The 11867-nt window shown below is 35.2% G+C and carries 11 protein-coding genes; 8 read left to right on the top strand and 3 right to left on the bottom strand.

Annotated features, from left to right (window positions below):
- Window positions 1-205: 205 nt before the first annotated feature.
- The 3 genes from BHU61_RS13320 to BHU61_RS00045 all read right to left on the bottom strand — a co-directional run bounded on the left by BHU61_RS13320 (window position 206) and on the right by BHU61_RS00045 (window position 4680).
- Entirely contained in the window at window positions 206-343 is a 138-nt protein-coding gene (locus tag BHU61_RS13320; RefSeq protein WP_170122408.1) for a hypothetical protein, read from the bottom strand.
- Window positions 344-2080: 1737 nt separating this feature from the next.
- The gene (locus BHU61_RS00055; RefSeq protein ID WP_111714048.1) at window positions 2081-2938 is read right to left on the bottom strand and encodes a helix-turn-helix domain-containing protein; all 858 of its coding nucleotides are present in this window, start codon (window positions 2936-2938) and stop codon (window positions 2081-2083) included.
- A 932-nt stretch (window positions 2939-3870) separates the two neighbouring features.
- Window positions 3871-4680: a MerR family transcriptional regulator gene (locus BHU61_RS00045; RefSeq protein ID WP_111714046.1), complete on the bottom strand. Its 810-nt coding sequence runs from the start codon at window positions 4678-4680 to the stop codon at window positions 3871-3873.
- A 504-nt stretch (window positions 4681-5184) separates the two neighbouring features.
- Between BHU61_RS00045 and BHU61_RS00040 the strand changes: the two genes are divergently transcribed.
- The 8 genes from BHU61_RS00040 to BHU61_RS00005 all read left to right on the top strand — a co-directional run bounded on the left by BHU61_RS00040 (window position 5185) and on the right by BHU61_RS00005 (window position 11089).
- Window positions 5185-5610, top strand: coding sequence for a hypothetical protein (locus BHU61_RS00040; RefSeq protein WP_111714045.1), 426 nt, complete (start codon window positions 5185-5187; stop codon window positions 5608-5610).
- Window positions 5611-6042: 432 nt separating this feature from the next.
- Complete coding sequence (locus tag BHU61_RS00035) at window positions 6043-6423, top strand: hypothetical protein (protein ID WP_111714044.1); 381 nt, start codon at window positions 6043-6045, stop codon at window positions 6421-6423.
- A gap of 429 nt (window positions 6424-6852) precedes the next feature.
- Window positions 6853-7872, top strand: a complete 1020-nt coding sequence (locus tag BHU61_RS00030; RefSeq protein WP_111714043.1) for a hypothetical protein — start codon at window positions 6853-6855, stop codon at window positions 7870-7872.
- Window positions 7873-7892: 20 nt separating this feature from the next.
- Window positions 7893-8579: a hypothetical protein gene (locus BHU61_RS00025; RefSeq protein WP_111714042.1), complete on the top strand. Its 687-nt coding sequence runs from the start codon at window positions 7893-7895 to the stop codon at window positions 8577-8579.
- Window positions 8580-8765: 186 nt separating this feature from the next.
- Entirely contained in the window at window positions 8766-9185 is a 420-nt protein-coding gene (locus BHU61_RS00020; protein ID WP_111714041.1) for a hypothetical protein, read from the top strand.
- A 191-nt stretch (window positions 9186-9376) separates the two neighbouring features.
- On the top strand, window positions 9377-9865 hold the full coding sequence (locus BHU61_RS00015; protein ID WP_111714040.1) for a hypothetical protein: 489 nt from the start codon (window positions 9377-9379) through the stop codon (window positions 9863-9865).
- Between the two features lie 14 nt (window positions 9866-9879).
- Entirely contained in the window at window positions 9880-10245 is a 366-nt protein-coding gene (locus BHU61_RS00010; protein ID WP_111714039.1) for a hypothetical protein, read from the top strand.
- A gap of 52 nt (window positions 10246-10297) precedes the next feature.
- Window positions 10298-11089 carry a hypothetical protein gene (locus BHU61_RS00005; protein ID WP_111714038.1) on the top strand — a complete coding sequence of 264 codons (792 nt, stop codon included), beginning with the start codon at window positions 10298-10300 and terminating at the stop codon, window positions 11087-11089.
- The last annotated feature ends 778 nt before the right edge of the window (window positions 11090-11867 follow it).

Here is an 11867-nt window from a genome sequence, read left to right as displayed (position 1 = left end):
GTAAAGTGTAAAGTATTATAAGATTTATTTAAGGTCTTAAAAATGTTTGTTGACAACAATTAAGTATAATGATATAATGCGATCTTTAGTTTAGAGCATTAAAAAAACCACTACTGCCAATAGTGGAAAAAAATCTTTCTTATCTAAAGTTACCGTGTATAGAAATTTGTATTTCTTGACTAGATTAGGAGAAATGATTTACAAATTATTTATCTTTATCATTGTTATCTTTATCATTCTTATCTTTATTATTCTTTTTTAATTTGTTGTATACGTACCATGAAGCCTGACCTATGATGTAGAATTGTTCTAAATTTTCAAAAACAAAGGATACAATTTGCATAATCTAATTCACCCCCTATGTTTTACAACTGGGTAGTCGATGGGAAAATTAGATTATATTTAAGTGATTTTATTTTTTTATTTCTATACAACTCTATATTAACATGTATCTAAATTTTATTTATTTCTATCGCCTAACATTATAATTACATTTAATAACAAATATTACAAATGAGAACCGTTTTCACTTTATAACCGATATGGTTTATTTTTTTGCTCTTTTTTAGTCATTTGCTACGATCAGCAGACGGCTATTTTTTATGCCGATTAAACGCACCTGCTACAGAATTAACTTCGAATTAAATCCCTTTTATACATCACTTATTATACGATTAAACCATCACATAAAGAATGCCGTTAAATCAACGTTTATACAACGTACATATACGTACAATATACTGAGATTCCGATTTTAAGAGCAGTTACGTACAAATACCCACCTAAAGAAAGTTATCGCGCTTAGAATGGCAATCTCAGAACGTTAATTTTACGAATATATTTAATCGAAGTAATAAGCGCAAAAAGAGCGCCCGTTTAGTTGGCGCTTATCCATCTGATTTATTTGTCATGCGTTTATGATCCGCAATCTTTAAACGGCTTTTTAATCGCTATAAAATCTAGCGTATCTTTATAGCAATTCAGCTACGATTGATTAAAAGACTATGCTAATACAAAGCGCCACCATATATTAATGCGTTATGTATCTCGTTAGATACATTCGAGATGTATGCTTATTGTGTGTATCGATTGTGATACGCTTGTCATACGGTACTTATAACGTTTAAAGATAATACCTGCTTATGCCGTGTATGTCGGTACATGTCCGCAGAATACGGAGCATACTCGTTATGTATCTTCGTTTATATATCATATCCATTGCTATCGATTGTTTAACGTTTAAATACGGATCAGCATAAGTAACGTATATCATTGTTTATACGTCTTGTAACGACATGTAAGCGTATATGTATGTAGTTGTATCATTATCGCTATTAGAAGCATGTATAACGATGTATGACGTTGTAACTGCTATTGATTACGTGATGTATCGAATGTGATGCATGTTATTGCTTGTTACTGCGAAGCTATATCGATGCTTATACGTGGTACGCATCTATCGAACACAAGCACCATCAAAGCGAGTACCTCACGTATTAAAGCGTAATCATTTCGATGTATATGCGGAATGCATATTTATACTTGTATAGACAAGTTAACTTCCGATAATATGTTTTATGTAAACTAAATCGTTAATCAATCGAATGACAAACGTTGATATAACACGTTTTCATAAACTTTCAATCGTAAAACATGCTAAATCAGCAATATGCAAACGAAAGAATGCGACTTTGAGCCACTTATCCACAATGCCGAAATGACTGTATACGATATACAAAACATGCATAAAGAACGATCAGCAATCGTATGAATCGGGCTAAGGGGCGGGGGTGTTTTTCGTCGTGAGCCGTCGCCTGACAACGCTATAAACCCGACAAAATTTTAAATCGGTATCTTTAACCGATAATAACATCGGACAAATAAATGCTATTACTACGCCCTATAATCGTAGCATAAACGGATAAAGAGCGCAGTAAGATCCGCATAAGAACTTCCGAATATCTTCCGTTTTGCACACCTTGTTAAATCGCTGTAAACGTTGGCGCTCTAAGTTTTACCGTGTATTAAGCTGTATAAAAACGGAAATATTGCACATAAATGAATATTAATTGACATATATTTACAACGGTATAATGTCAGCAAACATTCGCTCACTAACGTACTGAAACGCCTTTTTATTCGTAATTCCCGATACATAACCGCCTAAAGATTTAATAGGATCAGCTTTGCCGTTATATGACTTTTTAAGCGCAACAATAAGCGCCTTAATGCTATCGTGAGTTATCTCTATGCGTTCTGATTCAGTTAATACGTATGCCTCTAGCTGCTTATTAATCGATTTAACTATCGTTACTAATTCAGCATCGCTAAAGTACATCTTAAATCGTTTATAAGTCTCTTTGTCGATACATTCGGGGCATTCTCTAAACGCTTTTATATTGTTTTCTCGATTGATTAAATGTGTACGTTTATTTTTACGCTTGTTACTAAGTAATTTATAAAGATTTAAAGAATTAATAGATTGTTTTTTTGTAAGAACAAACGCCATCGCTTGCGCCCCTAGTGTTTGACCGTCTTTTTTTGTATCGTTACGACGTGACATTTTCGACGTGACATTTTTAAATTTAGCGATCAGCTTTTCGCGAATATCAATCGGATTAATAATATAGGCGCTTGCACCTTTGCCCCCTGCTACTCGTCTAAACAGATTTACAACGCTAATATACCCGTTCTCTTTTAAATATTTAATATGGCGCTTTATTGTTCGTTCAGACTTGTTTAATCGATCCGCAATCGTTTTTATTTTTATATGCGATACCCCGATTACTTGTAATGAGTATTGCGACAATGTGCGTAATGTTTCGTAGATAGATTTCGTTAATTCTTTGGCGTAGGTATTAACGGTAATATCCATGTCGTGAACGTGTTCGAATGATTGGTAATCGCTTAGATGTATCATTGTGTAATTGTTTTTCATGTTGTATCGCTCCCTTTTTTTATTGGGAACAAAAAAGAAGCCTATCCGTTGATAAATGCGGATAAACTTCTATAATTCGACTTGTGTCGTTATAGGTACGCCCTTATTAATTTTATTTATTCATATCGTTTAGTTGATAAACGGTTAATAATCGGGTATCATAAACGTATAATGAATAAAACAAAAGGGACGCATAAAGTGTTATCCGTAGCGCTATTACGGGTAGCGATTATAGATCAGCGCCAACTGATTTATAATGCTTGCGTTCTTTTCCGTTCATTAAGTTATATTTATTGTATATCTAACAATTACAAACGTCAAACATAATTATAGCGCCCTTACGTCTTAATCGGACATGAGGGCGCTTATTTTCTTAACATAAATATAGTGATGAAATAAGATACTATGATTGAGAAAATAGTAGTCATATAATAATTCAAATATGTGTAACTTGTAGAAATATTAAAATAAGGATTTAACCAACTTACAAAAACAATAGAATAAATAATTAGTATTATATTAGATGTTTTTACCTTATCTAAGTCATCTTTCTGTATATCTTGGTGTATATTTTTCTCATTAGCTAAGACTGAATAAATATTTTCAAAGATGTATGTATATAGCAATGGTATGATTAAAGAAAATGTATCTCCTATTCCTTTTATGATAATAACTGACACTTCATAAGTAAACCATTGTAAGTAAGTTACTAAGCCTAATATATTTTTACTTTCTTTATACATATGAACTATATCGGGATTATATCCCTTATTATCTAAAGTATCATTATGGTAAAAACGACCTCTTTTCTTAACAAAGAAATCATATGCGATGTAGCATAAAAAAGCATAAAAAATAAATTGGAATATAAATTTAGATATATTTTCCGTTATAAAGTGTTTAATAATACTTAAATATACATCGCACATATCTTATTTACGCCCCAACAATCGATTAAATAACTTCCCGATTCCTTTTTGATTCGATTCTTCCGATTCTTTGCGCATCTTCTCGATACGACCGTCTTTTATTTCGTCTTCAACGGCCATTATTTTTATTGGAGTCTCTTCTTCTTGCGATTCAGCATCGACATCGCTCGTATGATCCGCAGAATTAACCGCATCTTTATCCGATTTAGTTTCGTTATTTTCATTCGATTTATTTACGATAATCTCCGTTATCTCATCAAGTGTTATTTGCTTGTCTTCTTGCGATTCAGCACCGTTTACAACTTCCGTATCTTTAACCGTCTGAGCACCGTCTACGCCTTTATTATCAAGCGTTAGAGGGCGTTTTTCTAACTCGGCAAGCAGGCGTTTATTCTCTTCTTTAGCCGTTTCGAATGCATTCAATAGCGCCCTATTTTGATTAATAACCGTTTCTAACGATTCAGCAAGCAAGTCGATTTTATCGTTAAGCACCTTTATGTTTAAGTCGTTGCTTGTTTCGTTTAAATCATCTATTACGTCAGAATCGACATCATTAACAATATAACTCTGATCCGCTATTGTCTTCGTAATTGCATCATTAAACGGCATCTTTTTATCGTTAACTAACGTGTGTAAGTATTGCACCGTCTTTAAGTCGTGTAATGTATATCGTCTATGCCCTTTATCGTTTCTTGCTATCTCGTTATAGCCTGCATCTTCTAATGCGATTGAATATCTTCTGACGCTAGATGCCGATAGATTTATCTTTTTGCTAACTTCGGTAGGGCTATAATATTGCGTAATATCTTTCATTTTTTCGCTCCCCTATTCTCTTATTTATTCGTTTAGTTAACCGTCTATATATGCGTTTATTTACCGTTTACTAAGTCGTTTATATTAGTTATGACGGCGCAAACCTATATTTTATATATGCACGTGCGTGAACAGTTTTCATTCACCGTTCACGATAGGGCGTTTATTTATCGTCTATACCTTATGTAACAAGGCGTAAACGGTAACTATTCAAATACGTTTTTCAATACCGTTTATAATCGGTACTAATTTAATTAAGTATACCGTTTAAAGATACGCTTATCAATCGTTTAAGAGTATTGGTTTAAGTCATTAACTTTTTGCAATTCCCAACAGATTGAATCGATAATATAATTTGCTTATAGGGTGTTGCATTATTGCAACTGTTCACCGCATACAACACGTTTTATAATCGAATTGTAAGACGACCAACGCGAACTGTTTTAAGCGTGTGTATTGCGCTAACAATATGCACGCAAAATAAAATTAACGGGGGTAATACGCATGTTAAAAGATGCACATGTACAAATGCTAGTTAAATCGATTAAAGAAGCAATCAAGAAAGATTTTAAGACGAATAGTGACGTTTTAGAAACGGGCGCAATTTCATTAACTGATGCATTAAACGGCGCAACTTCGGATAATAAAACGCTAAAAGATGCGATCAGCTTCATAAACGAAGATAAGCGATTTAGATTCTTTACGTTTTATGACGAGAAGCAGGCCGACGTCATTCGTTATGAGCGTTACGAAGAGAAAGCAAAAGAATCGATTAATTCGGATCAGCTAGTCAAAACGCTAGGTAGCATTATTGCTAAGGTACACGAGTTAGAAGACGAAAATAATCTTGCTTACGTATTAAAGACTACTGACGGCTTTATTGTTGAATCGATTGACGATAGTTATTCGTTAGAAATTACACTTATTTAACTCGTTTTATACGAGCAATTATCACGATAAGCAAGTTAGTCGCTTGCCCGCATCGTGCCGTTTATTTTTCGTTTATATTTATGCGCTTGCATCTTCGGTTAATTTCGTTTGATGCTGGCGCTAATTTTTTACGGCAAAAGTGTACCACTTCGTAATATCTTCGGAAATTATCTTATAGAGATGTATAAGTAAATTTATTTATTTTCGGCAAAAACGTCCGAAAAACGCTACTTATCATACGTTATATACATAGGGGGCTTTATATACGCTAAATTATCGTTAATCTTTGTGATAAATCGGAGTAGATCCGCAGAAGTATCGAGACCTCTTTATACGCTACAAAATTTTAAACCGAATACATAAAAATAGCCTTGCGAGGCTTAGGCGCTTAAACGCCATATATAAAACTAAACGAAAAGGGAGCGATTGAGTATGACAGTATTACAAGCGATTATTGATGAGGTAACAAGAAAGTACGAAAAATCAGGAAGAGAAACGGACAATATCAAAGTACACGGAGCGACAAACGAAGAGATTAACGAGGCTATCGAAACGTTAAATTTACATGATGACTTCGGTTTTACATTGGAGAAGTATAGCGATAGTTTACCCGCAATCATACAGTATAAAGCGACAACGGATAAGCATAGTTTTATATTACGCAAGAACTTAGCCGACGACTTAGAAGATTTAACAAAACGTTTAAGAGACTACGAAATACCCGCAAATATCGATTTAACATCTTATACGAAAGCAGAAGAGTTTTATATCGAATTTATTAACGAGCAACGTATAACGATTACATTCGAGTAATTATCGATTTAGCTACGAGGCTAACGCCTCGGCAACAATTCACTACGTTCATTATTGCAAGATTCATTTAATACGTATCTAACTCGATTTAAGATCAGCAATATCTATAACGGTTAATACGGGGTGGTGGCGCTACTTAGTTGTAGCGCTTATATTCGATATTGCCGTAATAAAAGTATGTATTGTTTGCATGTGTGCATGAGCGCTAGCGAATGCCTACGAGCGAAGCGAAGTAGTTAAGAACTTATTAACAAGAGAAGAAGGAGGCGGAAACGAACGGAAACGCTTAAAACCGTTGGCGCTCTAAGGATACGACGATTTTTAGTCGAAAAACATGGTGCAAAATAGTCAGTGAAAAGGGCGTTTTTGGTGCAAAATAGTCAAGCCATAATTTGTAAAATAAAAACAACGAAAAGGAGAAGTAAGAAGATGATTAAACGGGAGAAGATTAGTTTTATACAGAATGATACAGAATTCGAACTATACGATCAGCACGGAGAACAACGCACAGATTTAAGAGTAGTAAAGAATGTACCAACGTCTCAAAGTAATTCATATAGAGATAGTTTAGCTAAGCAAGTATCGATTACTTACGAGCAATTCGAACAATCGCAAGTATCTAACATTAATGATGCGTGCTTTATATTTATGATTTATACGCCCGTTCAGACGTTTATCGAAAAGTATTCAGGTATTACAAAAGGCGATTATGCAAGACTTGTTTATCTTTCTACGTTTTTACAACAGGGTGGAACACGCCTAAAGAAAGACACGGTAAACTTCGTAAAAGCTAAGGACATTAAAGAGATGCTAGGCGTACCCGACCGTACGGCAAAATTGTTTTTACAACGCACTAAAGAGGCGGGCGTATTATTTTCTGATACAGATGATTATATAAACATTTCAAGCGAAGTATTTATAAACGGTCGGCCGGGTAGGTCATCGAAAGTACGTAAATTCACACGTATTTTTATCGATAATACACGTCATTTATACCATGCTTACAAAAAAGGAAAAGCGATTGAGAAGTTAGGGACGCTCTATGCATTAGTACCATATATCGATTATCGAACTAATATTTTATGTGCTAATGCTAACGAAGATATAACGGAGATCAGCGAACTAATACCACTCAACCGAAAAGACATAGCAAAGGTGCTAGGACATACGGACGAGAGCCGAGTATTACGCACATTGTCCAGTCTTGCCGTAACGATAGGTAATATTAAATTTTCACTATTTCAGCATAGCGCTTTACTAGGTGCAGGGAACGAAAGTTTTGTAATAAGTCCGTTTTTTGTGTATCCGAGTACACCGTCAAAATGGATGGTAGAGCCTTCTCACACGCTATTTGTTCAAGAGATAAAAGCGCAACTTGACGAGCAACAAAGACAAGCGATAGAAGATCAGCCGTATAAAACTATTGTCGAAAATATGATTTTAAATTAAACGAAAAGGACGGGGGAGCAATGACGATAACGCAAGATGTACAAAGGTTTACAGATATTGACGTAGGTAAGAGGGAAGATATTCCCGAAATAACGTATAGACTCGATAAAGGGCGTAAGCTACAGATTGCGATTAAGCATCAGCTTATAACTGAAACGGCTTTTAAATTATATGTAGGCGGATCTATGGAGCAATATTTACGCTACAAGATGCCTCACGAAGATTTATATGCGCTATATATCGAGAAGCACAACGAAGCTAATAGGACGCTTAAAACGTCTTATAAACCGATGCGTATTCATGACTCAACAAAGAGGCTTAAACGTTGTAAGCATTGCAATAAGTTATTTTTCGATATGTCTTTGCGTAATCAAGCGCCATGCTGTAATCGTAACGTAGCGTATGACAAAGACAATCGACTGATGCAACGTAACGGCGTTATCCTATCGAAATGTTACCAAGAATTCGATAGCAAACGTAAACGAACTACAGACGACAACCGAAGCGTGCCGTTGTACCTAGAGCGTAATATCGATGGATTACTAGGCAAACTAGATAATACGGGTAATATCGTTACAGATGGCAAAGTAAGACGCAATAGAAAGCGAATCAGCGTTAAATTAAATGCCGATTATATTGCAGATACTAAGCCGTCTAGCGTAACAGTCTATAGCATAGATGAACTGAATCGTAGTAATTCTATATAAGTATATAGTTAACATAACTAAATTATCGTAAATTAAGCGTCTAATAAGGCGCTTTTTTGTGTTGTCTTTTTTCGCTTTTTCTACGTATAAGTGTCTTAGAAAGAAAGCGCAGAAAGACGAAGAAAGGGGGGCGTTAATATCAGATACGACAATATTTATAATCACGATTATTTCGATGTAATCGAGATGTATCCGTCACTTGCCGAGTCATTAACACGGGAGCAATTCGAAGAAAGAAAGGCGGATCATACGAAAATCAATAAAATATATTATTACGCTTATGTACGCTTTGATAAGCAAGCGAATAAATACAAAGCAGGGCTAAGCAGGTACGACGATAAGCGACAAGATAGAGACTTTACAACGCTATTATATTTCGATTCATTGCAAGAATTAACGAAGTATATCGAGGAATGTGTAAGGGAAGATAAAGCACTCGAAGACATTCAGCGCATAGAAGTTACTTGTAATAGAAATATTTTAGATCCGCATTCAAAGACGGCCAAAAAGAAGTATAGCGTAACACATGATTTATTCACGCTTTATGTACTTGCAGACAAACGCTTATTCAGTAATTACGAATGCTTTTATGATTATTTCGATTAAGGGGCGATTATATGGAATTAGACGACAAGCAAACGATGATTATAAGAAAAAGACCATCTTTATACAATAACTAAAAACGTTTAAAGACGGCGAAATTGAAATCAGTATTCAGCGAATAGATAACGAAAATATCGAAGACGAGATTATAAAGTTATTTGTCGAAATTTAAAAGGATAGGGGGAGCGATAAAAATGTTAGACAGATTAAACGGAATTAAAACGCAACAAGATGAAACGGATCAGCAAGAGATTGACTTAACGCAATACATCGAAGAAAGCGAAATCGAAAATTTTAAAATGAGTTATGGCGCTCACATGATTGCAGAAAAACGCAAAGAGGTTGAACGATTGAAAAGTGAAATAGAATCGATTGAAGAGTTAAATGCGTATGATAAGCGAGTTGAAGAAGCAAGAAAGTTAATTGTTAACGTATTGCATTTAGTATGGAACGATGAAACACAAGCGCTTTTTGACTTCACAAACGAAATGACATTTTCAATATCGTATCAAGCGTTAGCAGGACTAAAGCAGAAAACTTATGTAGACCCATCTGCCGGATTCGGAGACGTAAAAAGACCATCGCAAACAAGCGATAAAGAATTCGGTAAGCAGTTAGCACTTAAAACAGGGGCAAACGAAAGAGTACACGGTAAATATGTAGTCACGAAATCGAGTAAATAAAAGGAGCGTAAGTAATGCAATTAGAAACGATTGAAAAAGACGGTGTAAGATATGTACTTAAATCGAGTATCGAAGCAAGTCCATCATATAAAGAAAACGAAGAAATAGAAGCGTTAGACATCGAAATAGCATCATTAACAGAAGAGTTGGAACGATTGAAATACGATAGAGAACGTTTAAAGAATGAACAAGCATTATCATCATTCATTGCAGAACGATACAACACTTTAGACGATAATCTACAAATATCATTAGTCGAAATATGCGCAAATAAAGGTTTAACGCCTGCTAACGTAAATGAGATTGACGCTATTCATCAAACAATCGCACCAGCATTAAAAGAAAATCGTAGCTTTATGTCGCGCTTGTTTGGGCGCTAATCAATGAATAAATAAACGAAAATAAAACGAAAAACAAAAGGGGATAAACGAAATGACAAACGTACAATTTTTAGTACCGAAAATTTACGCAACAATCGAAGATAACGGAGCAGAAAGAAACGTAAATAAAGGGGAATTAATCGTAATTCAAGATAACCCTCAATTAGTAAAAGCGCTATTAGACGGGGGTAACTTTGAAGATATTCCAAACGGTTTATACGAAGAGAAAAACAACGAAATTAATGCATTAACTCGTAAATACAAAGCAGAAGTAAACGCAATCGAAACGTCTAAAGATCCGCTATATGACATCGAGTCAAACGGCACAACTAAACGCCATTACGATATTAAAGAGAAGCGTATGGAGTTAGAAAGAGAAGTAAAAGCGATTGTAAAAACTTATTTTGACGAATTAGACAAAGCTATCGAAGAAGCTCGTATTTTAGACGCTCAAAGCTATACACCATACGGACAAGCCGAGACAACAAAAGCGAATGCAATCGTTAATAAATTCGAAATTAATTCGTTTGTATCTTATGCAGATGCTAAAGAATCGTTAACAGTCGCTTTAAACGAAATGAACGATGCAGAATTAACGGCGGTTGGTACTTTATTACAACGAGTAAAAGACATCATTTATGCGAATGAATCAAGCGAGTTATTTGCTAGAACTTTCTTTAATACGGTTGTCGATTACGTAGCAAGTGCGCAACCGATCAGCTTAGAAGACGCACTTAAACAGTTAAAACGCATTGACATCGGCGACGAGTACAATCGCTTTATGGCAATCGAGCAGGCAAGCCGAGGCTTTAACGGGGAAGTAACTGCAACGTTAAGAGCGTAAAATATCGTTTAGTTACGTTAAATGAATCGTAAAAAGATGTCCTAAGTAAGACGTTAAACTGCTTAATACTTGTCAAAGTTGCATCGATAGAAAGCCGTTAACAATGACGGAGATTCCGGGGCGTTGATTCGTCCAACGCTCCAATACGAATTACGTCCGAAATGACGGTATAAACTACGTTCATTGATTATCTTCCGTTTAAGCCGTCGGAATATCCGACACTTAGACCGACCTAACTAAGCGTTATATGTCGTTAAACTATTTACGCTATGCATTACGTTAAGTCTCATCAACTTATCGCTTTCCTTTCTTTATATCGGAGGTGGAACGATCCGCCTCTGAAATATCGACCTGCAAAGGCATCGACCAATGGGGCTTATGTCGTTAAACTGCGCTACTATTATTTGTATATCGTCTATTTTTACATGCAGCCGTCATTACGCGAGTCTTTGGGCTTTCTATCGCGAGTGACGTATCGATTTTGAAGCAAAAGCCCCGTATTAATTCGGTTTAGTCTCGTCAGCTAAATCGCATTTATGCGCGCATGTTATCAGTTAATGCGTCTCTTTATCGTATGAAAAACGATAGAGAGACGTATTATTTTTTTCGTTTTTAACAAAATTTACGTATAAAATTCGTGATTTTCGTATAATTTTCACGATTTTTCTTTATTACATTTGTGTTACAGCGTGTGACTTTGACGGCGACGTTATGCGTTTTTCAAAAATTTCATTAATCGTGAAATTATAAATCGTCAAGTATCTATTGACATGCGTGA

It is taken from the genome of Macrococcus epidermidis (assembly GCF_003259695.1).
Lineage (GTDB): Bacteria > Bacillota > Bacilli > Staphylococcales > Staphylococcaceae > Macrococcoides > Macrococcoides epidermidis.
This window is presented reverse-complemented; position numbering and strand designations above follow the sequence as displayed.

Bases quoted from the DNA above. Each gene is read 5' to 3' on its own strand.
- BHU61_RS13320 (WP_170122408.1), bottom strand. From the start codon at position 343: ATGCAAATTGTATCCTTTGTTTTTGAAAATTTAGAACAATTCTACATC.
- BHU61_RS00055 (WP_111714048.1), bottom strand. From the start codon at position 2,938: ATGAAAAACAATTACACAATGATACATCTAAGCGATTACCAATCATTC.
- BHU61_RS00045 (WP_111714046.1), bottom strand. From the start codon at position 4,680: ATGAAAGATATTACGCAATATTATAGCCCTACCGAAGTTAGCAAAAAG.
- BHU61_RS00040 (WP_111714045.1), top strand. From the start codon at position 5,185: ATGTTAAAAGATGCACATGTACAAATGCTAGTTAAATCGATTAAAGAA.
- BHU61_RS00035 (WP_111714044.1), top strand. From the start codon at position 6,043: ATGACAGTATTACAAGCGATTATTGATGAGGTAACAAGAAAGTACGAA.
- BHU61_RS00030 (WP_111714043.1), top strand. From the start codon at position 6,853: ATGATTAAACGGGAGAAGATTAGTTTTATACAGAATGATACAGAATTC.
- BHU61_RS00025 (WP_111714042.1), top strand. From the start codon at position 7,893: ATGACGATAACGCAAGATGTACAAAGGTTTACAGATATTGACGTAGGT.
- BHU61_RS00020 (WP_111714041.1), top strand. From the start codon at position 8,766: ATGTATCCGTCACTTGCCGAGTCATTAACACGGGAGCAATTCGAAGAA.
- BHU61_RS00015 (WP_111714040.1), top strand. From the start codon at position 9,377: ATGTTAGACAGATTAAACGGAATTAAAACGCAACAAGATGAAACGGAT.
- BHU61_RS00010 (WP_111714039.1), top strand. From the start codon at position 9,880: ATGCAATTAGAAACGATTGAAAAAGACGGTGTAAGATATGTACTTAAA.
- BHU61_RS00005 (WP_111714038.1), top strand. From the start codon at position 10,298: ATGACAAACGTACAATTTTTAGTACCGAAAATTTACGCAACAATCGAA.